Below are 22,840 nucleotides of genomic sequence, written 5' to 3'. Positions count from 1 at the left end.
GGAGGGCATGCCGAGCACCACATGGGATGACAGCCAGCGCGCCGTCCTGACGCTGCCGCCGAGCGCCTCCGGCACGGTGGTCGGCGCGCCGGGCACGGGGAAGACGGCGGTGCTCGTCGGCCGGGTCGCCGCGCTCGTCGAATCCGGCATGGCTCCCGATGAGCTCGTGGTGCTCACTCCCACGCGCGCGTCCGCGACGCGACTGCGCGACGAGCTGGGACTGCGGGTGCCGGTGGCGAGCCCCGGCCCGCTCGCGCGCTCGGTCGGCTCGTTCGCCTTCCAGGTCGTGCGGGCCGAGGCCGTCCGCCGCGATGCCGAGCCGCCGCGGCTCCTGACCGGCGCCGATCAGGACCGGATCGTGGCCGACATCCTCGCCGGGGACGAGGAGGACGAGCGCGTCGGCGCCTCGCGCTGGCCCACGCACCTCGGCGCTGCCGTTCGCGCGACGAGGGGCTTCCGCTCCGAGCTGCGCGCGTTCGTCGCGGAGATGACCGAGCTCGGCGCTACGGGCGACGACCTGCGCGCGCTCGGCTCCGACTCCTGGGCGGCGGTGGCGGACTTCCTCGGCGACTACCGCGCCGTGCTCGACCGCATGCGCGCTCCGCACCGAGAGGTCTCCGAGCTGTACGCGGAGGCGGCGGACGCGCTGCGCGACGGAGCGCGGGTGCCGGGCCTGGAGCGCCTGCGCGTCGTGCTCGTCGACGACGCGCAGGAGCTCACGCGCGGCGGGGTGGCTGTCGTCGAGGCGCTGCGTGCTCAGGGAACGGCGGTCCTCGCCTTCGGCGACCCCGACATCGCGTCCGGGGCGTTCCGCGGCGCCACGCCGGAGCTGTTCGCGCGGCTGTCCGCCGCTCTCGGCCCGCTGCACGTCCTGGATCAACCGCACCGCGCCGTTCCCGCGCTCACGCGGGTGACCCGCAGCGTGACGCAGGCGATCGGCGCGGCGGGCGTCGTCGCCCACCGGCGCCCTCCCGGACTGGACGTGCCGTCGGACGCGGTGCTCGAGACCTGCATCGCGACCTCGCCCTATGAGGAGGTCGACCGCATCGCATGGGAGCTGCGCGAGTGGCACCTCATCGGCGGCACTCCGTGGGGGAGCATGGCCGTGATCGCGCACGACACGCGGCAGATCACCGCGCTCGAGGCCGAGCTCGCCGCGCGCGAGGTGCCGACCCGCGCGGCGGGCGTGCAACGGCCCCTCGGCGCCGAGGCCGTCGTGCGAGACATCGTGGAGACCGTCCGGCTCGGCATGCAGACCGTCGCCGAGCGCGACGACGACAAGCTCCTCGAGGCGCTCCGATCGCCGTTCGGGGGCCTCGACGGCGTCGGGCTGCGGCGCCTCCGCGCGCGGCTGCGTCATCGCGAGCTCGCCGACGGCGGCAGCCGACCCGCCCGCGCCCTCCTGCGTGAGGTGCTCGCCGAGCCCCTCTTCCTCGACATGCAGGACACGCCGGAGGCCAGGACGGCCGCGCGCTTCGCCCGCACGCTGGAGGCGGTGCACGCGGAGGCGGAGCGCGGCGCGACCATTCACGAGCTGCTGTGGACCGTGTGGGACCAGGCGCGCACCGGCGATGGCCGCCGGCTCGAGCGCGCGTGGCGCGACCTCGCGGTCGGGCAGGGCCCGCTCGCCGCCGAGGCCGCCAGGGCGCTCGACGGACTCGTCGCCCTCTTCGACGCCGCCAAGCGTGCGGTGGAGCGGAACCCGCAGGAGGGCCCGCTGCCGTTCATCCGGGAGATCCTCGACAGCGACGTGCCGGAGGACACGCTGTCGGCGCCCGACCGCGACGACGCCGTGACGCTCCTCACGCCCGCGAACGCCCTCGGCGCCGAGTTCGACGCTGTCGTCGTCGCGGGCGTGCAGGACGGCGTCTGGCCCAACGTGCGCCTGCGCGGCGGGCTCCTCGACACCTGGCGCCTGAGCGACGCGGTGGCGGCGCTGCGGGCGGGCGCCCCGCGCCCCGAGCCGCTCGGCGTGCTGGATCGCCGGCGGACCGCGCTCCACGACGAGCTGCGCCTGTTCGTCCGCGCGATCTCCCGCGCCCGCCGCCGTGTGCTCGTGACCGCGGTCGACGACGACGACACCGGTCCGAGCGCCCTGTTCTCCTTCCTCCCCCCGCCGCCGGAGGACGACCGCGACCGCGCCGACCATCCGCTCACCCTGCGCGGGCTCGTCGCGCGGCACCGCCGCACGCTGACGGAGCCGGGCGAGGACGACGCGGCGCGGGAGGCCGCCGCCGCGCAGCTGCGTGTGCTCGCGGAGAGCGGAGTCCCCGGTGCGGACCCGCTCGAGTGGTACGGCGTGCTGCCGCCGTCGACCGACGCGCCGCTGCGCGATCTGGAGACGGCGCCGGCGCGCGTCTCGCCGTCGCGGGTCGAGGCGTTCGAGGAGTGCGGCCTGGGCTGGGTCATCTCCGCGCTCGGCGGCGACACCGTCGCGCCGCCGTCGGCCGGGATCGGCACGATCCTCCACGCCGCGATGGAGCAGGCGCCCGACGGAGACCTCGCGGTCCTCCGCGCCGTGATGGCCGAGCGCTGGCCCGAGCTCGACTTCGAGACGCCGTGGATCGCGGCGAAGGAGCGGCGCCGAGCGGACCTGTACGTCGACCGCCTGCACGCCTACCTGCGTGCGGTGCGGGCGGACGGCGGCGAGACGATCGCCGCGGAGGCGCCGTTCCGCTTCGCGGTCGACACGACCCCCGCCGACGAGCCAGCCGTGCACACGGGGGACGACATCGGCCGGCCGCACCGCGCCGTGGTCAGCGGCGTCATCGACCGCGTCGAGACGTATCCGACCGGCGCGGGGGAGCACGCGGACGCCCGCGCGCGCGGCTGGCTCGCGATGGACGGCGACGGGCCCGAGCGGCGGGTCGTCGTGGTCGATCTCAAGAGCGGCAAGAGCGAGAAGCCGTCGGATGGCGCGGTGGTCGAGCACGCGCAGCTCGCGGCGTACCAGGTCGCCGTCCAGGAGGGCCTCGTCGACGGCGCCGACCGCGGCGCGCTCGGCGGCGCGCGGCTCGTCATCGTGTCGCAGACACTCGCCAGGAGCCCCTATCGCGTCGCGCACCAGCACGCCCTGGGCCCGGAGACCCGCGCGGCGTTCCTCCGGCGGGTCGCCGACGCGGCGCGGGGGATGTCCGCGGCCAGCTTCACGGCCCAGGTGGAGACGCACTGCGCGGACGTGCAGCAGCGCGTCCACCCCTGTCGGATCCACACCATCGAGGCGGTGAGCGCGTGACCATCCAGACGATGAGCCCCGACGCGGAGGATCTCGCGTCCGGCTGGCCGGGCGGGCACGGCATCCGCGCCACCGACATCGCCACCGCGCTCGGCCAGCCGATGCCGACCGAGGCGCAGCAGCGCGTCATCGAAGCGCCGTCGACGCCGGCGCTCGTGGTCGCGGGGGCGGGCAGCGGCAAGACCGAGACCATGGCCGCCCGCGTGGTCTGGCTGGTGGCCAACGGGCACGTGCGCAGGGACGAGGTACTGGGCCTGACCTTCACGCGCAAGGCGGCGGGAGAGCTCGCTGAGCGGATCTCCGCCCGGCTGTCGCTCATCGACGAGTTCGGTCGGCGCGGGCTCCTCCCGCACCTGCCCGGGATCGTCGCCGGCGGCGGTCTCGACCGCATCGCCGCCGCGACGACGCCCCGTCAGCGCGACACCGTGCGACGGCAGGTCCTCGACGAGCTGGCCGAGCGGCACGGCACCGGATGGGACCCGTCGGCGCCGCGCACCGCCGACGACCTCATGATCCGGCCGCGGGTGGCCACCTACAACGCGTTCGCCGACTCCATCGTCCGCGAGCACTCCGCCCGGATCGGCCGCGACCCCGACGCGGCGATGCTCACGCAGTCGGCCTCGTGGCTCATCGCCCGCGCGGTCGTCATGCGGGCCGAGCTGACCGGGCTCGAGGACATCGACAAGGCGCTCAGCACCCTCGTCGACGCGGTGCAGCGCCTGGCAGGCGACGTGCTGGATCACCGGGTGGACCTCGACGAGCTCGCGCGCGTGTGCGCCGTCGAGGCGGCGGCGGTCGCGCCGTACGTCGACGAGACGAAGGACCGCGACATCGAGAAGGCCTGGCGCCACCTCGAGGCGATGCCCGTGCTCGTCCAGCTCGTGCGCGCGTATATGGCCGAGAAGGCGCGCCGCGGCGTGCTGGACTTCGCCGACCAGGTCGGCGGCGCGTACGACATCGTCGAGGGCGCGCCCGATGTGCGGGCCGAGCTCCGCGAGCAGTACCGGGTGGTGCTCCTCGACGAGTACCAGGACACCTCGGTCATCCAGACGCGCTTCCTCGCCGAGCTCTTCCGAGACAGCGCCGTGATGGCGGTGGGGGATCCGCACCAGTCGATCTACGGATGGCGCGGGGCCAGCGCCGACAACCTCTACGCGTTCGCGCGCGCCTTCGCCCGTGACCGCTCCGCGGCCTCCTACAGCCTGATGACGAGCTGGCGGAACGACCAGCGCATCCTCGGAGCCGCGAACCGCGTCCTCGCCCCGCTGCAGCGCGCGGGGGGATTCGCGGTTCCCGAGCTGGCCGCGCGACCGGGAGCGGGCGAGGGGCGCGTCGGTGTGCGCTTCGCCGCAACCGTCGATGACGAGGCCGACGAGGTCGCCGACTGGTTCGCGCAGGTCCGCGCCGAGCATGAGGCGCGGGCGAGTGCGCGCGCGCACACCGGCGCCATCCTCTTCCGCTCGAAGCGCCACATGCAGACGTTCGCCGCCGCGCTCGGACGCCGCGGCATCCCTCACCGCATCCTCGGTCTCGGTGGCCTGCTGTCCACGCCCGAGGTGACCGACGTCGTCTCCGCGCTGCGGGTCGTCCACGATCCGACCTCCGGGTCCGCGCTCATCCGCCTTCTCGTCGGACCGCGGTTCGCGGTCGGCGTGGCCGACATGGGGGCGCTGCACGATCTCGCGACCGTGCTCGCCCAGCGCGACGGAGCTCTGAACCCGCTGCCCGACGAGGTGCGTGATCGGCTGCGCGTCTCCCGCGGCGCCGACGAGGCGGTCTCCATCGTCGACGCGGTCGAGTTCATCCGCACCGCGCGGGACGACTACCGACTCCTCGCCGGCATCAGCCCGGAGGGCCGTGTGCGACTGCGCGCGGCGGGGGAGATGCTCGAGCGGCTGCGGCGCGCGGCGGGGCAGCCGATCCCCGAGCTCATCCGCCTCATCGAGAGCGAGCTGCGACTCGACATCGAGCTCGCCGCCAACGAGACCCGCGGGCCGGCGCGCGTGGCCGCGACCCAGCTGCGCGCATTCGGCGACGAGGTGCGCGCGTTCCTGTCCGCAGACGAGCGCGGCACGATCGGCAGCCTGCTGGCCTGGCTCGAGAAGGCGGAGCGCACCGACGAGCTCGTTCCGCGCCCGGAGCCGCCGGAGCCCGGCGTCGTGCAGCTGCTCACCATCCACGGCTCGAAGGGGCTGGAGTGGGATGCGGTCGCCGTCGTCCGGTTGGTGAAGGACGAGCTGCCGAGCCGCGTCACCGACGCCTCCGGGTGGCTGGGGTTCGGCGTGCTGCCGTTCACCCTGCGCGGGGACCGCGATGCGCTGCCCCGCCTGGAGTGGGACCCCGCATCGGCCATCGACGCCGCGGGCGAGGACCAGGGCAAGCGGCACCGCGCGGCGGAGAAGGCGCTGGCGTCGGCGATCACCGAGTTCAAGAAGCGCAACGGCGACTACCAGCGCGAGGAGGAGCGGCGCCTGGCCTACGTGGCGATCACGCGCGCCCGCGGTGACCTGCTCCTCACGGGGTCGCACTGGGCCGGACAGAAGACGCCGCGGACGCCGAGCGAGTACCTTGTCGAGATCATCGAGGAGCTCGACCTCGCACCCGTGGGCGAGACCGATCCCGAGGAGAACCCCTACGAGGGGACCGCGATGACGAAGTCCTGGCCGATGGACCCGCTGGGCGACCGGCGCCGCCGAGTCTCGGCTGCGGTCGAGCGGGTCGCCTCGGCGCCCGCCGCGGCGCCATCGGCCCAACTCGCGCGGCTGCTCGCCGAGCGGGCCGAGCGCGAGCGCGGGCGCCGCTTCGCGGCCCCGACCCGCGTGCCGGCGTCGCGCTTCAAGGACTACGTCGCGGACTACGCCGGCACGATCTCGCAGATCGCGCGCCCGATGCCGGAGCGGCCGTACCAGCAGACGCGCATCGGCACGCTGTTCCACCAGTGGGTGGAGGCGCGCTCGGGGACGACCGGCTCGAGCGCCGCCATCGACGACGCGCTCTGGGAGACCGACGAGGAGATCTGGGACGAGGCCCGCGACACCGAGGTGTCGGCGGCCGACGAGGCGGCGCTCGAGCGCCTGCGGGAGACGTTCCTGCAGAGCGAGTGGGCGCACCTGCGCCCGCTTGCCGTGGAGACGGAGATCGACTTCCCGCTGCCGAGCGTCGACGGCGCGCCCGAGCACATCGTCATCTGCAAGCTCGACGCCGTGTACCTTCGCGAGGATCGCGGCGGCCGGATCGAGATCGTGGACTGGAAGACGGGCCGCGCGCCGCGCACGTCGGCCGAGCGCGAGGCGCGGATGCTGCAGCTTGCGCTGTACCGCCTCGCGTATCACCGGCGGCACGGGGTGCCGCTCGAGGACATCGACGTCACGCTCTACTATGTCGCCGACGACCTCGTGCTGCGGGACGAGCGGGTGCTCACCGCGCAGGAGGTGGCGCGGCGCTGGCAGGCCGCCCAGCGGAGCTGACCGGCCGATCGCTGACCGGTCGGCCGGCGACAGATCAGTCGGCCCGCTGTGCGCGCTCCTCGGCGATGAAGGCCTCCATGTCGAACGGCACGGTGGCGTCGGCGGGGCGATCGGCCGGCTGGGCGGACGGCAGGTCGACCACGGGCACGGTGTCCGTCGTCGCCGCCGGCTCCGCTGGAGCGGTGTTCCACGCCGTCTCCCCGTCCAGCGTGAGCTGCGCCGGGTCGTACGCGTCGGTGTGCATGGAGGTGTCGACGGGAGTCGGTGCGGTCTGCGGCACGCGGCCGATCGCCGCGAGCGCGTCGTCGACATCCGAGGTCGCCGCACCGAGACCCGCGAGCAGGCGATCCTCGCGCACGCCCTCCGAGAGCGACTCCAGCATGCCGGCGGCGTCGTCGACCACATCGGGCCGGTGGGCTTCCAAACCGTGCACGAGCCAGCGGGCGAACTCCAGCTCCGCGTGCAGGCGCGCGCGGACGCGCAGCGCTGCGTCGGGTGCGCGATGCGCGGCGGCGGCGTACGCCTCGTGGATGTCGTCGGCTGCGTCCGGCGCCGAAGCCACCCAGCGCAGATCGACGGCGGGGTCGTCGATCGAGAGCCCGTGCCAGTCGAGCACGCCCGCCACGCGCGGGACGCCGGCGACGTCGTCGGACAGCACGAACGAGGTCGCCTGCGTGCCGCCGAGACAGACCGACGACTCGAACGACCAGAGCCGGTCGTCCTCGACGGCCTCGCGCCAGCGCACCATGAGGCGCACGGGCACCCGGCCGCTGGCGCCCGCCGCGTCGAGCACGCGCTCGATGTCAGCTCGCGACTGCTCGGGCGTGCGAACCGGCAGACCGGCAGACCGGACCACCGATCCCGGCAGCGCGTGCAGCACCGCCATCGCCTGGCCGATCGAGGGGGCGATGCCGCGTCCACCGGGGATCTGCGTGGCCTCCACCTGGTAGCCGCGGACGAACCCGGTCACCACCGCGGTCGTCCCGTCGAACGGCACCGCCCCGTGGTACTCGGGCGCGTCGAAGCCGAGAAGCTCCCGCACGCCGGACGTGAGCGCGCGCAGCGCGACGATCTCGGCGGCGATCTCCCGCTCGGCGGCCTCGTCGACCGGCGCGCGGACGACGAGCTCCCGCCCATCCGACAGCGTGGCGACGGCGGCGTCGAAGTGCCCGCCCCCGCCGGCCGTGAGGGCTCGGACGCCCGTGACCTCCGCACCGGGCACGGCGGCCGTCGCGGCCGCGGCTAGAGTGAGGAGTGAGCGTGGCATGAGAACCAGGTTAGGTCGCGGCGACGCTCGTCCCACCGCGCCACGCCCGCGAGAGAGGTACCCGATGGCCCTGCATCCCGCCCCTGCGAGGATCGACAGGAGCGCGGAGGAGCGCGACGCGTCGGGCCTCCTCGACTCCGTCGCAGCCGATCCGGCCACGCGTGTCCTCGTCGTCCGCGGCGATGCCGCCCCCGTGCTCGACTCCCCGGACGGCGCCCCCGTGCTCGCGCTCGCCGACGTCGCCGATGTCGGCGGCCACCCGCACTGGGCGTTCCTCGGACGCGACGACGACGGCGCGGCCGTGCTGCTGGCCGCGGTCCCCGCCGACGCCGAGCCGCTCGGCGCGGAGGCGTCGTGGCGGAGCATCCGCGAGGTGGGCGCGCTGCTGGCGCGCGCCCAGCTCGACGCGCTCGTCGTGGGCGTCGCCCTCGGACGCTGGCTCGTCGAGGCGCCGTTCTGCCCCGCGTGCGGCACGCTGACCGCCCTCGCGCAGGCGGGCTGGTCGAGGCACTGCCCGGGCTGCGGACGCGAGCACTTCCCGCGCACGGACCCGGCCGTCATCGTCGCGATCACCAGCGCGGATGGCGAGCGCCTGCTGCTCGGCGCGAACGCGGCCTGGAAGGGCCGGATGTACTCCTGCTTTGCGGGATTCGTCGAGGCGGGGGAGTCGCTCGAGACAACCGTGCACCGGGAGCTGCAGGAGGAGGCGGGCGTCCGCGTCGATCGCATCCGCTACCTCGGCTCCCAGCCCTGGCCCTACCCGCGCTCGCTCATGCTCGGGTTCCTCGCCTCGGCGGTGGACGACGACGAGGCCCGCGCCGATGGCACCGAGATCCTGGACGTGCGCTGGTTCACCCGCGGGGAGATCGGCGAGGCGTTCGCCGGTCGTGGGCCGATCGCGCTGCCCGGTGCCGTCTCCATCGCGCACGGACTCATCCGCGCCTGGTACGAGGGCGCGTGAGCCCGCTCGACAGCCTCGACGAGCAGCAGCGCAGGGCAGCGTCGATCCTGCGAGGACCGGTGGCCGTGCTCGCGGGCGCCGGCGCGGGGAAGACGCGGGTCATCACGCATCGGATCGCCCACGGCGTGGACACCGGCGCCTACAGCCCGCAGCGGGTCATGGCGCTCACCTTCACCGCGAAGGCGGCCGGCGAGCTGCGTGGCCGTCTGCGTGCGCTCGGCGTCCAGGGGGTGCAGGCGAAGACCTTCCACGCCGCCGCCCTCGCGCAGCTCAACTACTTCTGGCCCACCGTCACCGGCGACGTCGCCCCCACCATCGTCGACAACAAGGTGCGCCTGCTCGCGCACGCCGCCGACGAGCTGCGCCTGCGCCCCGACAAGGCGACGCTGCGCGACATCGCCGCGCAGATCGAGTGGCGCAAGGTCACCATGCGCTCCATCGAGCAGTACGCGACGCTCCAGCGATCGGTGGGCGGGATCCCGCCCACGGCGCTTCTCGACCTCATGCGCGCGTACGAGTCGCTGAAGGACGCGCGGCGCCAGCTCGACTTCGAGGACGTCCTGCTGGCATGCGCCGGCATGCTCGAGGCCGAGCCGCAGGTCACGCGTGCGGTGCGCGAGCAGTACCGGCACTTCACCGTGGACGAGTACCAGGACGTCTCGCCGCTGCAGAACCGGCTCCTCGAGCTGTGGCTGGGCGACCGGCGCGACATCTGCGTCGTCGGCGACGCGAGCCAGACGATCTACTCCTTCACCGGCGCCGAGGCGCGGTTCCTCCTCGAGTTCGAGCGGCGCCATCCCGACGCCACCGTCGTGCGCCTCGAGCGCAACTACCGATCGACACCCGCCATCGTCGATGTCGCCAACGCGCTCATGCGCGGTCGACCCGGCGCGCTGCGGCTGCAGGCGGTCGGACCGGTCGCGGGGGAGACGCCGGTGGTGACGGCGTACCCCGACGAGCACTTCGAAGCCGACGGCGTGGCCGCGGCGATCGAACGGCAGCTGGAGACCGCGAGCCCGTCCGACATCGCGGTGCTCTACCGCTCCCACGGGCAGTCCGCCGAGATCCAGGACGCGCTCGCGCGCCGCGGCATCGCCACCACCGTGCTCGGCGGGCGCCGGTTCTTCGACATGCCGGAGGTGCGGCAGGCGCTGATGGCGCTCCGGGGAGCCTCGGTCGCGCCCTCCGAGCAGGGGTTCGCAGACATCGTCCGCGATGTGCTGCGCAGCCTCGGCCACGAGGACGAACCCCCCGCCGCCGGCGGCGCTCTGCGGGACGCGTGGGAGGCGCGCGCGGCCATCCTGCGCCTGGCCGAGGAGGCCCCGATGGGGACGACCCTCCGCGCGTTCACCGAGAACCTCCTCGCCAGGGCGAAGGACCAGCACGAGCCGCCGCTGCGGACGGTCACTCTCTCGACGCTGCACGCGGCGAAGGGGCTGGAATGGCCGCACGTGCACCTCCTCGGACTCGCCGAGGGGATGCTGCCGATCTCGTACGCCACGACGCTGGAGGGCGTGGACGAGGAGCGGCGGCTCGCGTACGTGGGCATCACGCGCGCCGCGCGATCGCTGTCGCTGTCGTGGCCGCGCGGGTCGGCGTCGGGGCGGATGCAGCGAGAGCCGTCTCGCTTCCTCGCGGAGATCGGCACAGGCACTCTGCGTGGTGCCGATGGCTCCGCCACCGTCGGCGGCCGTCGGCGGTGAGCCGCGCGGAGCGGACGGTGTCGTCCGCGGGCGACACGCGCAGCAGCTCCGACAGCAGCGTCGCGGCCGAGACCACCAGCGGCGTCGGCGTCTGCGGCGCCCGGCGAGCGAGCAGCTGCAGGGTCAGCACCGGCCACGCGGGGTCGCGCTCGCGCTCGTGAGCCGCGAGGCATCCGAGGCACGGAGAGCGACCGGGGCGGACGACGGGTCCCACCTCCGCGCTCTCCACGGAGAAGACCAGCGGCGCGTGCACCACGTCCTCCCGCAGGAGCGGCACCCATGCGCTCGGGGCGACCGCGTGAAGCGCGACGAGCGCCACGGGGATGCGCGGCCCCGCCGCGGCGACCGTCACCCACTCCGGCGCCCACCCGCACGCGGAGAGTGCGTCGCAGAGCGCGGTGACGGTCGTCGGCTCCACGCCGTCGGCGGTGACGATGTGCAGCGCCGCGGGAGCGGTCTCTCGGCGCAGCGCGGGGGCGATGCGGCGGAGGAACGCGCGCAGCTCGCGCTCGTCCACGCCGAGCCCGACTGCGAGCCCCGCCTCCTCCTCGTCGAAGCCGTCGACGAGACGCGCGAGCAGCCGCTCCTGCCAGAGCGTCGGCCGCTCGATGCGGATGGCGCCCTCGAGCCCGAGCTGGAGCGTCGCGACGTCGCGCCACAGGGGGAGGCATGCCGGGTCGAGCGAGAGATGCGCCATAGCGCGATTGTGCTCCCGCGCTCCACCCGCCGCGGCGGCTGTCCACAGGAGGCGGGGCGGTGGCCCGGCGCCGCGCCGCCTGTGGACGGGGCGTCAGACCGGCTGGTCGCCCTCCGGTCGCGCGTCGCGGTCGTCGTCGCCCTCGGTGGGTCCGCCCGCCGGGCCATCCTCGCCCTTGTCGGCCTCTTCGCGAAGCAGCTGCGCGAGCGCGTCGTCGAGGTCGTCGGCAGCGGGCGCCTCGCCGCGCGCCTGGGCCTCGAGCCGGGCGATGAGGGCCACCGGATCGTCGATGTCCTCCGATGTCGGCATGAGGTCGGGGTAGTCCCACAGGCTGTCGCGTGCGGAGATGCCGACGGCCTCGCCCACAGCGCGCCACATCGCGGCCGCCTCGCGCATGCGGCGCGGCCGCAGGCGCAGACCGACGAGCGCGCCCAGCGCGTCCTCCGCCGGCCCGCCCTCCGCGCGGCGTCGGCGGATGGCCTCGGCGATGCGGTCGAGCTGCGGCACGCGCGAGGTGGCGTCGGCCGTGACGACGTCGATCCAGCCCTCCACCAGCGCGAGGAGGTTCTCCAGGCGCGCGAGGGCGCGCTGCTGCGCCTCGGTCTGCTGCGGCAGGAGCGCGCCGCTCTCGAGCGCCTGACGCAGCTCCTCGGGGTTCGACGGGTCCAGGCGGGAGGCCATCTCCTCGAGGGCGTCGGTATCGACGCGGATGCCGCGCGCGTAGTCGCCGATCTGCGACAGCACGTGCAGACGCAGCCACTTCGCGTGACGGAACAGGCGCGCCGATGCCAGCTCGCGCGCGGCGATGTAGAGGGCCAGCTGGTCATCGGGGATCTCGAGCCCCGCGCCGAGCTCGGCGAAGTTCTGGGGGAGGAGCACGGCCGTCCCCGCGGGCATCACGGGGATGCCGACGTCCGCGCCGCTGACGACCTCGAGCGACAGCTTGCCCACGACCTGCCCGAGCTGCGTGGCGAACAGCGATCCGCCGACGCCGCGCATGAGGCGGCCGGCGCTCTGCACGACGTCCTGCATCTCCTCGGGCACCTGCGAGCGGAGAGCCTCGGTGAGCGCGTCGGCGATGCTCGTGGCGACGGGCTCGGCGACCTCCTGCCATACCGGCAGCGTCTGCTCGACCCACTGGCCGCGGGTGATCGCGCGCGGCAGCTCCGCTGTGGGCGAGAGGGTGGTCGCCTCGCTGAGCCACAGACCCGCCAGGGTGAACGCCTGGTCGAGGTCCACGCGCTGGCCGTCGGTGACGCCGAGGCCGTCCTGGTTGGCGAGGTGCAGCGCCTGGCGCCTGGTCGCGTCCCAGGAGATCGACCCGTCCTGCGCGCCGGCGAACATCCCCTGGAACTGCTGCATCATCTGCGACAGCATCGCGGGGTCCATCTGCATCCCGGCCATCCGCGAGAGCTGCTCCGGGTCGATCGCGCCGCCGCTCATCAGTCGGCGCAGGAGCTCCTGGAACTCCTCGTCGGGAGTCCTGTCGTCGTCTGTCACGTCAGCCGCCTTTCAGCCGGTCTCGGTCCGTGCGATCTAGGCTAATCGCGCCGGTCCGTGCTCCTCCCGCAGCGCGGCGGATGTGCTTACGCCACCCGCGAACGACGGCGGAAGGAACACCCGTGACCTCGATCGACAGCCCGCCGTCCGCTCGCGCCCGCCGCGCGGTCGCCCCCCGGCGCACAGTCGCGGGCATCTGGGCGCTCGTCGTCGCGCTCATCGCGCTCGTCGTCCTGACCTTCCTCCCCACGGGCTACGTCATCGAGCAGCCGGGCCCGGTCTACGACACGATCGGCGGCGTCGAAGATGCCGACGGCGAGGTGACGCCCCTCATCTCGGTGAAGGGCGCCGAGACCTACGAGACCTCCGGCTCCCTCGATCTCACGACCGTGCAGGTCGTGGGCAATCGCGAGCGGACGCCGTCGTGGTTCGAGCTCGCCCTGGCGTGGCTCGACGGGTCGCGCGCGGTCGTCCCCATCGATTCGGTGTTCCCCGCCGGCCAGACGAGCGAGCAGCGCGAGGAGCAGAACACCGCGATGATGGTGGACTCGCAGGCGGAGGCGACGGCGGCCGCGCTCACCGAGCTCGGCTACGACGTGGGCGCGCGGCTCGAGGTCGTCGGGCCGACCGGCGACGACTCACCGGCGGTCGGCGTGGTCGAGGAGGGCGACGTCGTGCTCGCCGCGGACGGCCAGGAGGTCGCGAACGTCGACGAGCTGAAGGCCATCGTGGCTGCGGGCGAGGGCGACCCGCTCACCCTGACCGTCGAGCGCGACGGGGAGCGCCGCGACCTCGAGATCACGCCCGAGGAGGCGACGATCGAGGGCGAGCGCTCCTGGCTCATCGGCGTGTACCTCACCACCGCCTTCGACTTCCCGATCGACGTCTCCATCCGCCTCGACGACGTGGGCGGCCCGAGCGCCGGCACGATGTTCGCGCTGGGGATCATCGACACGCTCACCCCGGGGGAGATGACCGGCGGCGAGGAGATCGCCGGCACCGGCACCATCGACGCGGCCGGCACGGTCGGCCCGATCGGCGGCATCCGCCAGAAGCTCCACGGCGCGCGAGACGCGGGCGCGGAGTTCTTCCTCGCCCCGGCGTCGAACTGCGACGAGGTCGTGGGCCACGTGCCCGACGGCCTGGAGGTGTTCGCGATCGAGACCCTCGACGACGCGCTGGCGTCGGTCGACGCGATCGCGGCGGGGGAGACCGGCGACCTCGCCACCTGCTCCAGCTGAGCGTTCCTTATGTCCGGGTGATGGGCCGGATGGGCGCGCCTAGGATGGAGGGGTGACCTCGACCTCGGCGCCGACTCCGGCCACGACCCCGTCCCCCTTCCGACGAATCGTGACGATCTCGCTGGCGGTCATCGCCGCGCTGGTCGTCGCCTTCTTCGTCTTCGCCTCGCTCTACACCGACTTCCTCTGGTACGACCAGCTGGGATTCGACTCGGTCCTGCTCACGCAGTGGACCGCACGCGTGGTGATGTTCGTCGTCGGCTTCGTCGGGATGGCCGGACCGGTCTGGCTCGCGATCTTCCTCGCCTACCGACTGCGCCCCGTGTACGCCCGCCTCAGCTCCCAGCTGGACCGCTACCAGGAGGTCGTCGAGCCGCTGCGTCGCCTGGCGATGTGGGGCATCCCCGTCTTCTTCGGGTTCTTCGCCGGCTTCGCCTCCTCCTCGCAGTGGGAGACGGCGTGGCTGTGGGCGAACGGCACCCCGACGGGCGACGCCGACCCGCTGTTCGGCCTCGACACCGGCTTCTACATGTTCGCCATGCCGTTCTACGCGGCGGTGATCGGCTTCCTGTCGGCCGTCGTGCTCATCTGCCTGCTCGTGACCGCCCTCGTGGCGTACCTCTACGGGTCGGTGCGGATCGGCCAGGGCGAGCTGCGCATCTCCAAGCCCGCGCGCATCCAGCTCGCGGTCACGGCGGGCCTCTACCTGCTCGTGCAGGCGGCGAGCCTCTGGCTGGACCGCTACTACACGATGGTCGACCAGGGTGACCGCATCACCGGCCCCGGCTACGCGGGTGAGAACGCGGTCATCCCCGGCCAGACCATCCTCTCGATCGTCGCGGCACTGGTGGCCATCCTGTTCTTCGTCACCGCCGTCATCGGCCGCTGGCGCTACCCCCTCATCGCGACCGCGCTCCTCATCGTCACGTCGCTCGTCGTCGGCGTGGGTTACCCGTGGGCGGTGACCACCTTCCAGGTGAAGCCGAACGAGCAGGCCCTGGAGATGGACTACTACCAGCGGAACGTCGACGCCACACGCGCCGCGTACGGGCTCGACGACATCGAGACCGTGCCGTTCGCCGCGGAGACCGACGCGGCCGCTGGCCAGTTGCGCGATGACGCGGACACGACCGCGTCTATCCGCCTGATGGACCCGGCCATCATCGGCCCGACCGTGCAGCAGCTGCAGCAGTTCCGCGCGTACTACGGCTTCCAGGACACCCTCGACGTCGACCGCTACGAGGTGGACGGTGAGACGCAGGACGCGGTCGTCGCGGTCCGCGAGCTCGATATGGAGGAGCTCGACGCCGACGCGCGCACCTGGAACAACACCACGCTCGTCTACACGCACGGCTACGGCATGGTCGCCGCGCGGGGCAACGAGCGCACCAACGAGGGCGAGCCCGTCTTCATCGAGAGCAACATCCCGTCCACCGGCGTGCTGTCCGACCTCGAGTACGAGCCCCGCGTCTACTTCGGCGAGAACAATCCGGCTTATTCGATCGTGGGGGCGCCCGAGGGCGCCGACCCCGTCGAGCTGGACTATCCGGCCGGCGAGGAGGGCGAGACGCAGACCAACACGACCTTCTCCGGCGACGGCGGGCCGAGTGTCGGCTCCTTCTTCAACCGCGTGCTGTACGCGCTGAAGTTCCAGTCCGAGCAGATCCTCTTCTCCGACTACGTCAACGAGGAGTCGCAGATCCTCTACGACCGCGACCCCCTCACGCGCGTGCAGAAGGCCGCTCCGTACCTGACGCTCGACAACGACCCGTACCCGAGCGTGGTGGACGGCCGCATCGTCTGGATCGTCGACGGCTACACGAGCAGCGCGACCTACCCCTACTCCTCGCAGGTCAGCCTCTCGCAGGCGATCAGCGACTCGACCAACCCGACGCCGAACCTGCTGATCGACGAGATCAACTACATCCGCAACTCGGTGAAGGCCACGGTCGACGCGTACGACGGCAGCGTGACGCTGTACGCGTGGGACGAGGAGGATCCGGTGCTGCAGACGTGGCAGAAGATCTACCCCAACACGATCAAGCCGATCGACGAGATGTCGGGCGAGCTCATGAGCCACGTCCGGTACCCGACGGATCTCTTCAAGGTGCAGCGCGCCATGCTCGGCACGTACCACGTCGACAACGCGCGGGCGTTCTACCAGCGCGACAACGCGTGGACCACGCCGAACGACCCGACGAGCGACCAGCAGCTGCAGCCGCCGTACTACCTCTCGATGCGGATGCCGGGTCAGGAGGACCCGACGTTCTCGATGTTCACGACGTTCATCCCGGACGGCGGCACTCGAAACGTGCTGATGGGCTACCTCGGCGTGAACTCCGACGCCGGCAGCGAGGCGGGCTCCGTGCGCGAGGACTACGGCAAGCTCACGATGCTGGAGATCTCGGCCGACACGACGGTGCCCGGTCCCGGCCAGGTGCAGAACTCGTTCAACTCGGACTCCGCGATCGCGAACGAGATGAACATCCTCACCATCGGCGCGTCCGACGTGAGCCTCGGCAACCTGCTGACGCTTCCCGTCGGCGGCGGCCTGCTCTACGTGCAGCCGGTGTACGTGCAGTCCACGGGCGGCACGTCGTACCCGCTGCTGCGCAAGGTGCTCGTCGCCTTCGGCGACCAGCTCGCATTCGAGGACACCCTCGCGGAGTCGCTCGATGTGCTCTTCGGCGGAGACTCGGGCGCGGACACGGGCGATGAGGATGTGACCCCGGTCGACCCGGAGACCGACCAGCCGATGGAGCCCGCGGACCCCGAGCAGCCGAGCCAGCCGGCTCCGCCGTCGACGGACACCTACGAGCAGGCGCTCTCCGACGCGCAGGAGGCCATCCAGGCGAAGCAGGACGCGCTCGCAGCCGACGACATGGTTGCGTACGCGCAGGCCGACGAGGACCTCACGGACGCCGTCGAGCGGCTGCTGACCTTCCTCGACGAGTCGGAGCAGGCCGCCCCCGCCGAGTAGGCGGTCACGCACAGAGGCCCCGCAGGAGCGATCCTGCGGGGCCTCTGTGCGTCATGTCGAGGTGCCGCGCAGGGCGCAGGGGGAAAGGCAGAAGGCCCGGATCCTTGCGGATCCGGGCCTTCTCTTTGTTGCGGGGGCAGGATTTGAACCTACGACCTCTGGGTTATGAGCCCAGCGAGCTACCGAACTGCTCCACCCCGCGGCACATGAATAGCCTAACACGGCTACGGCGGAGGGGCGAATCGAGGGGTCCCTGCGACGCATCCCGGGCGTGGCGTCAGCCCGCGGGGTCGGGCGCGCTGCCGGCGAGGGCGCGCAGGATGGCGGCCGTGGCGTCCTCCGCGGAGCCCGCGGCTGCGACGTTCTCCTGCTCGACGGCGGCGACGATCTCCGCGCGCTGGATGCGCGTCGTGCGCGGGGCCTGCACGCCGATGCGCACGCTGTCGCCCTTGACGTCGAGGACGGTCACCTCGATGTCGTCTCCGATGAGCACGCGCTCGCCGATCCGTCTCGTCAACACCAGCATCCGATCAGCCTACTTCCGCCGCGGGGCGCCTCGGTTTCCGAAAGAGCCCTCTCGCTGTGGTAGCTTTCGTCGCGCACGAAATTGAATATGACACGGAGAAGAAGTGCCTGGTCATTACAGTTTTTCGCCTGAATGGGACGGGGGTCCGCAGGCGAAGACGTCTCCCGACGCGCTTGCTCGGGAGAACATGCCCCTGGCGATCTTCCTCGCTGCCGAGAAGGCGCGTTCGGCGAACCATCTGGATCTCGACGACCTGATCTCGGCGGCGGGGCTCGGCCTCACGCGAGCGGCGCAGCTGTACGAGCCGGAGCGGGGCGTCCCCTTCGGCGCCTTCGCGCGCAACCACATCAACTGGGCGATCGCCGACGAGCTGCGCTCGGCCGATCCGGCCGGAGTGCGCGGGCGCGAGAAGATCGAACGGCTGCGGATGGCCGGAGAGCTCATCCGCGCACGCACCGGTCGCGAGGCGACGGTCGTCGAGCTGTCGCGGGAGACGGGCTTGGACCCAGCGGCGGTCGAGGAGATGCTGCGCCTCGACGAGATGGTGCGCACCAGCACGAGCTTCGAGAGCCACTTCGCGGCCGAGGACGGCCGGCAGGCCGCCGACCTCACCGACAGCGTGATCCTGCCCGAGCACGCGGTCGAGCAGTCGGAGAATCGGGCGATGCTGGAGCGGGTGGTCGCCGCGCTGCCGGAGCCGATGGGGCGCATCATCCGCGGGGTCTACGTCGACGACCGGATGGTCAAGGACATCGCCGCCGAGCTCGAGGTCAGCCACGCGTACGTCTCGAAGCTGCGCGCGACCGCGCTCACGCTGATGCGCGAGGCGATGGACGTGTGGGAGAGCGGCGTGGAGCCGGACCGCTCGACGAAGACGCGGGCCGCGTTCTTCGACAGGCTCTTCGGAACGGCGGGATCGCGGGCCGGCGCCCGGGTCTGAAGAATTCTCGCCGTGAGCGGTTACGCGCGGCCGATTCCGTCGCGAATGGTGGGGGAGCAGGCCCACGGATGGGCCCGCGACCACACCCATAACCACGGAGGAATCACATGGGTCTTCAGATCGCAACCAACATCGGCGCACTCAACGCGTACCGCAATCTGTCCGTGAACACGGAGGAGAACGCCAAGTCGCTCGAGAAGCTCTCGAGCGGTCAGCGCATCAACCGTGCCGCCGACGACGCGGCGGGCCTGGCCATCTCCGAGGGCCTGCGTTCGCAGGTCAACGGCAACAACCTCGCCTCCCGGAACGCGCAGGACGGCATCTCGCTCATCCAGACCGCGGAAGGCGCTCTGACCGAGGTGCACTCGATCCTGCAGCGAGTGCGGGACCTCGCGGTCCAGGGTGGCAACGACACCAACAACGCGGACTCGCGCGCGGCGATCAAGCTGGAGATCGACGCGCTGGGTGAGGAGCTCACTCGCGTCGCCGCTCAGACCAACTTCAACGGCATCAACCTGCTCGACGGTTCGGCGGGCGCAGGTGGTGATGGCAACATCACCTTCCAGGTGGGTGCCGGCGGCACGGCGAATGACCAGATCTCGGTCGCCCTGACCGATTTCTCGGACCTGGGCGCGACGATCGGCGCGCTGGACGTGACGGACCCGGCGACCGCGACGGCAGCGATCACGGCTATCGACGCCGAGATCAAGAACGTCTCCACCGCGCGAGCCAGCTACGGTGCCGTCCAGAACCGCCTCGAGTCGACGATCAACTCGCTCAACGTGTCGGCCGAGAACCTCTCCGCCGCTAAGAGCCGGATCGCCGACACCGACATGGCCGCCGAGATGGTCAAGTACACCGCCTCGAACATCCTCGCCCAGGCGGGTCAGGCCATGCTCGCGCAGGCCAACCAGTCGGGCCAGGGCGTCCTGCAGCTGCTCCGCTGAGCCGTCGCGCTTCAGGCGCATGTCGGCGCCCGGGCGGGGTCTCGCACCCCGTCCGGGCGCCTTCCTGTAGCACGACCCCCTCCACCAGGACAACGAAAGGCACCCCGGAACATGGCTGTGACGCTTCCCGGCCTCGCCTCTGGCCTCGACACGGCGGCGATCATCTCGTCGCTGATGGACGTCGCCGCGATCCCGAAGACGCTGATCGAGTCGAAGATCACCGACCGGAACCTGGTGATCAGCAACCTGCAGACCCTCAACACCTCCCTGCAGGATCTCGCAGCGAAGGCGAAGACCGCGTCGGGCACCGAAGCACTGCGGTCCTTCACCACCTCGTCCTCCTCGGATGCGGTCACGGTCGTCACCTCTGACGGCGCCCGAGCGTTCTCCACGAGCATCGTCGTCGATGCGGTTGCGCAGCGGCACGCCGTGGTGACCGCGGCGGCATCCGACAGCTCCTTCGCGGGGACCTTCACCCTCGTGGGCTCCGACGGTGAGCAGAACGAGGTCACCGCGACCAGTGCCGAGGACCTCGTCAAGCAGATCAACCTGGCCGGCGCGGGCGTGACCGCGACGATCGTCAACGGCGGCGTGGACGCGGACGGGAACCCGCTCTCTCGCATTCAGCTCACCAGCGAGGACACCGGCGAGGCCAGCGCCTTCTCGCTCCACCGCGGCACAGCCGCCGATGTCGACGCGGGCACCTCGGCAGACGTCGCATCAGAGACCGGCGCCGCGATCATCACCGAGGGGTCCGATGCGATGATCCGCCTCTACGCCGGCACCGCCGCGGAGCAGACGATCACGAGCGCATCGAACGCCTTCACCGCGGTCGCCGCGGGTGTCGACATCACCGTCACCCGTGCGGGCGCGGAGCCCGTCACAGTCGCCGTCACCGCCGACCCGGTCGCGCAAACCAAGACAGCGGAGACGTTCGTCAAGCAGGTGGCCGACCTCCTCACCCGCATCGACAACGGCTCCAAGGCCACCGTCGCCGACGCCGGCGGCACCACGACCCTCGGAGTCTTCACCGGCGACAGCACTGTGCGCGCTCTTCGAACGGGGCTGGCCAACGCCATCCAGTACCCCGTCGACGGGATCTCGCCCTCCACCGTGGGCATCTCCGTCGACCGGTACGGAAAGCTCACCTTCGACGCGGAGAAGTTCGGCGCGGCGATGGAGGAGGACCCCGAGGGAACCCAGGCGCTGTTCTCGGCCGTGGCCGCCCGCGTGGAGGAGGTCACCACGCAGTACTCCGACAAGTACGACGGCCTCCTCACCAAGCGCATCACGGGGCAGGAGAGCGAGGTGCGGACGCTCGAGACGCAGGTCGAGCGTTGGGATCTGCGGCTGGACAAGCGCCGCGAGACCCTCGAGCGCACCTACGCGGCGCTGGAGACGCAGATGGCCCTGATGAACTCCCAGATGTCCTGGCTCACCCAGCAGATCGACGCCTTCAACGCCTCGACCGACTCCTGACCGACCCCGCAGACCGCATTGGAGCCCTGATCGTGGCCATCTCCTCCCTCACCCGCGCCAAGCAGCAGTATCTCGAGCAGCAAGTCGCCTCCGCCGCGCCGGAGCGCCTGCTGACGATGCTGTACGACCGCCTCCTCGTGGACATCGACCGCGCGGCTGCAGCGCAGGAGCACTCCGACTGGGCCTCTGCCGGCGGCCATCTCACCCACGCCCAGAGCATCGTCACCGAGTTGAACGCATCGCTGACCGACGCCTGGTCCGGCTCCGAGGAGCTGCGCGGGATCTACATCTACCTGCACGCGCGCCTCGTCGCCGCGAACATCGGCCGCGACAGTGCCGCGACAGCTGAATCCCGCGCGATCGTCGCCCCGCTCCGGGATGCCTGGCACCAGGCTGCCGCGATCAGCCAGCCATCCTCGGCCCTGCTTCGAGCGACGTCGTGACGGAGAACCTCGGAGCCTGGCATGCGCTTCTCGACCAGTTCGAGCGAGCGGCTGACGCGGCCGAGGCGCAGATGGCGACGGAGACGTTCGAGCCGCCGCCCGGCCCCCTTCCGGCCGAGCTCGTGGAGCGGGCGCAGGAGGTGCTCGCAGCCCAGCAGCGGACGATCGCGGACCTCGCCGCAGCACAGGCCGCCGCAGTGCGCGAGATCGCCGCTCTCCGCCGTGTGCCGTCCGTTCACACGAGCATGCCGGCGTATCTCGACGTCGAAGGCTGACATCGGCGGTTACGCCTCGCCGCACCTGTCGCGATAGTCCACCCCAGAGCACGGATCGCTCGACGACCTGGCCACGGACCGGCCACGCCACCCGCTTCTTCCGGAGTGCCGCCGTGCTCGAATCCGTCACCGCCCAAGCGCTCGTCAGCGCCCTGGATGGCCTGTCGCTGCGCCAGCGCGCCATCGCCGACAACGTCGCCAACATCAACACCCCCGGCTATCAGGCCAAGCGCGTCCGGTTCGAGGACGAGCTGCGTGCCGCGGTCGCCGCCGGGAACGGCTCCGTGTCCGCGAGCGTGGAGCCCTCGCTCGAGCCCACCCGGCTCAACGAGAACAACGTGAACCTCGACACCGAGACGCTGTCGAACATCGACACGACGCTGCGCTATCAGTTCGCGAGCCAGGCGATCGGCGGCCAGGCGACATCCATCACCAAGGCGATCGGGCAGGCCTCCGCATGACCTTCGACGCCATCGGCATCGCCGGCACCGGACTGAACGTGCACCGGAAGTGGCTCGACGCCATCAGCGACAACATCGCCAACGTCAACACGGCCACTCCGGTCGGCGAGGAGGCGTTCCGCGAGCGTCTGGTCATGGTCACGGAGGGCACCGAGGATCCCGGCGCGTACGTCGCGGGCGTCGTCGAGTCGGAGGCCGAGGGGCGCCTGGTGTACGAACCGGAGCACCCCTACGCGAACGAGGACGGCTACGTGCAGTACCCGAATGTCGACCTCGGCGACCAGATGAGCATGCTCATCCTCGCGCAGCGCGGCTACGAGGCGAACGCCGCGGTCGTCGACCGCGCGAAGACCGCGTATGAGGCCGCCCTCCAGATCGGGCGCAGCTGATGCCTGCCGGCATCGACCCGGTGACAGCCGCCGGCGTGAGCCCGCTGTCCGCCCTGAGCTTCGAGATCCCGAGCGCCGTCGCCGCCACCGCCGACAACCCGGCGTCGGCGGCGTCGTTCGCCACCTCCCTCGCCGGCGCCGTCGACAACCTGCAGCAGCTGCAGTCCACGTCGAACGAGCTCGCCGTCCAGGCCGTCACCGGAGACCTCGACGACATCCACCGAGCCACGATCGCGGCCTCCCGCGCCTCCGTCACGCTCGACCTCGTCGTGGCCGTGCGCGACCGGAGCGTCGCGGCGTTCAACGACATCATGAGGATGCAGGCCTGA

17 protein-coding genes and 1 tRNA gene are annotated in these 22,840 nt (G+C 72.1%); 14 read left to right on the top strand and 4 right to left on the bottom strand.

Annotated elements, in window-relative coordinates; translation table 11 throughout:
* The first annotated feature begins 7 nt into the window (after nucleotides 1–7).
* The gene (locus QWJ90_RS01895) at nucleotides 8–3,235 is read left to right on the top strand and encodes an ATP-dependent helicase (RefSeq protein ID WP_290105893.1); all 3,228 of its coding nucleotides are present in this window, start codon (nucleotides 8–10) and stop codon (nucleotides 3,233–3,235) included.
* A gap of 101 nt (nucleotides 3,236–3,336) precedes the next feature.
* On the top strand, nucleotides 3,337–6,702 hold the full coding sequence (locus QWJ90_RS01890) for an ATP-dependent DNA helicase (RefSeq protein WP_290106344.1): 3,366 nt from the start codon (nucleotides 3,337–3,339) through the stop codon (nucleotides 6,700–6,702).
* A 34-nt stretch (nucleotides 6,703–6,736) separates the two neighbouring features.
* Here the strand turns inward: QWJ90_RS01890 and QWJ90_RS01885 are convergent, their stop codons facing one another.
* Nucleotides 6,737–7,969, bottom strand: coding sequence for a phosphotransferase (locus QWJ90_RS01885; protein WP_290105892.1), 1,233 nt, complete (start codon nucleotides 7,967–7,969; stop codon nucleotides 6,737–6,739).
* Nucleotides 7,970–8,033: 64 nt separating this feature from the next.
* Between QWJ90_RS01885 and nudC the strand changes: the two genes are divergently transcribed.
* Both nudC and QWJ90_RS01875 read left to right on the top strand, forming a co-directional pair.
* Complete coding sequence (gene nudC, locus QWJ90_RS01880) at nucleotides 8,034–8,930, top strand: NAD(+) diphosphatase (protein ID WP_290105891.1); 897 nt, start codon at nucleotides 8,034–8,036, stop codon at nucleotides 8,928–8,930.
* On the top strand, nucleotides 8,927–10,633 hold the full coding sequence (locus tag QWJ90_RS01875) for an ATP-dependent helicase (protein ID WP_290105890.1): 1,707 nt from the start codon (nucleotides 8,927–8,929) through the stop codon (nucleotides 10,631–10,633). Before nudC ends, QWJ90_RS01875 begins: the two co-directional genes overlap by 4 nt.
* 790 nt (nucleotides 10,634–11,423) lie before the next feature.
* Here QWJ90_RS01875 and QWJ90_RS01870 read toward each other — a convergent pair.
* Nucleotides 11,424–12,830 carry a zinc-dependent metalloprotease gene (locus tag QWJ90_RS01870; RefSeq protein ID WP_436836672.1) on the bottom strand — a complete coding sequence of 469 codons (1,407 nt, stop codon included), beginning with the start codon at nucleotides 12,828–12,830 and terminating at the stop codon, nucleotides 11,424–11,426.
* Nucleotides 12,831–12,961: 131 nt separating this feature from the next.
* On the opposite strand from QWJ90_RS01870, the gene QWJ90_RS01865 reads away from it, so the two are divergent.
* Together QWJ90_RS01865 and QWJ90_RS01860 are read left to right on the top strand one after the other, a co-directional pair.
* Nucleotides 12,962–14,071: a YlbL family protein gene (locus QWJ90_RS01865; protein ID WP_290106340.1), complete on the top strand. Its 1,110-nt coding sequence runs from the start codon at nucleotides 12,962–12,964 to the stop codon at nucleotides 14,069–14,071.
* 52 nt (nucleotides 14,072–14,123) lie between these two features.
* The gene (locus tag QWJ90_RS01860) at nucleotides 14,124–17,051 is read left to right on the top strand and encodes a UPF0182 family membrane protein (protein ID WP_290105889.1); all 2,928 of its coding nucleotides are present in this window, start codon (nucleotides 14,124–14,126) and stop codon (nucleotides 17,049–17,051) included.
* Nucleotides 17,052–17,179: 128 nt separating this feature from the next.
* Here the strand turns inward: QWJ90_RS01860 and QWJ90_RS01855 are convergent.
* Nucleotides 17,180–17,253 (bottom strand) — tRNA-Met (locus QWJ90_RS01855).
* A gap of 75 nt (nucleotides 17,254–17,328) precedes the next feature.
* Complete coding sequence (gene csrA, locus QWJ90_RS01850) at nucleotides 17,329–17,577, bottom strand: carbon storage regulator CsrA (protein WP_290105888.1); 249 nt, start codon at nucleotides 17,575–17,577, stop codon at nucleotides 17,329–17,331.
* A 103-nt stretch (nucleotides 17,578–17,680) separates the two neighbouring features.
* On the opposite strand from csrA, the gene QWJ90_RS01845 reads away from it, so the two are divergent.
* From QWJ90_RS01845 to fliE, 8 genes are all read left to right on the top strand, one after another.
* On the top strand, nucleotides 17,681–18,517 hold the full coding sequence (locus QWJ90_RS01845) for a sigma-70 family RNA polymerase sigma factor (protein WP_290105887.1): 837 nt from the start codon (nucleotides 17,681–17,683) through the stop codon (nucleotides 18,515–18,517).
* Between the two features lie 107 nt (nucleotides 18,518–18,624).
* Nucleotides 18,625–19,464, top strand: a complete 840-nt coding sequence (locus QWJ90_RS01840) for a flagellin (RefSeq protein ID WP_290105886.1) — start codon at nucleotides 18,625–18,627, stop codon at nucleotides 19,462–19,464.
* Nucleotides 19,465–19,575: 111 nt separating this feature from the next.
* The gene (gene fliD / locus QWJ90_RS01835; RefSeq protein ID WP_290105885.1) at nucleotides 19,576–20,943 is read left to right on the top strand and encodes a flagellar filament capping protein FliD; all 1,368 of its coding nucleotides are present in this window, start codon (nucleotides 19,576–19,578) and stop codon (nucleotides 20,941–20,943) included.
* A gap of 32 nt (nucleotides 20,944–20,975) precedes the next feature.
* Nucleotides 20,976–21,386: a flagellar export chaperone FliS gene (fliS, locus tag QWJ90_RS01830; RefSeq protein ID WP_290105884.1), complete on the top strand. Its 411-nt coding sequence runs from the start codon at nucleotides 20,976–20,978 to the stop codon at nucleotides 21,384–21,386.
* A complete protein-coding gene (locus QWJ90_RS01825) occupies nucleotides 21,383–21,661 on the top strand; it encodes a hypothetical protein (RefSeq protein WP_290105883.1) in 279 nt (92 codons plus the stop codon). The genes fliS and QWJ90_RS01825 overlap by 4 nt, the downstream gene beginning before the upstream one ends.
* 113 nt (nucleotides 21,662–21,774) lie before the next feature.
* On the top strand, nucleotides 21,775–22,122 hold the full coding sequence (locus QWJ90_RS01820; RefSeq protein WP_290105882.1) for a flagellar basal body rod protein FlgB: 348 nt from the start codon (nucleotides 21,775–21,777) through the stop codon (nucleotides 22,120–22,122).
* Nucleotides 22,119–22,511, top strand: coding sequence for a flagellar basal body rod protein FlgC (locus QWJ90_RS01815; protein WP_290105881.1), 393 nt, complete (start codon nucleotides 22,119–22,121; stop codon nucleotides 22,509–22,511). The genes QWJ90_RS01820 and QWJ90_RS01815 overlap by 4 nt, the downstream gene beginning before the upstream one ends.
* A complete protein-coding gene (fliE, locus tag QWJ90_RS01810; RefSeq protein WP_290105880.1) occupies nucleotides 22,511–22,840 on the top strand; it encodes a flagellar hook-basal body complex protein FliE in 330 nt (109 codons plus the stop codon). The genes QWJ90_RS01815 and fliE overlap by 1 nt, the downstream gene beginning before the upstream one ends.

Origin of the sequence: Microbacterium oryzae, from assembly GCF_030406385.1 — a bacterium.
Classification (GTDB): domain Bacteria; phylum Actinomycetota; class Actinomycetes; order Actinomycetales; family Microbacteriaceae; genus Microbacterium; species Microbacterium oryzae_A.
Note: the sequence above shows the minus strand (reverse complement) of the source record. Positions and strands in the feature narration are given on the sequence as shown.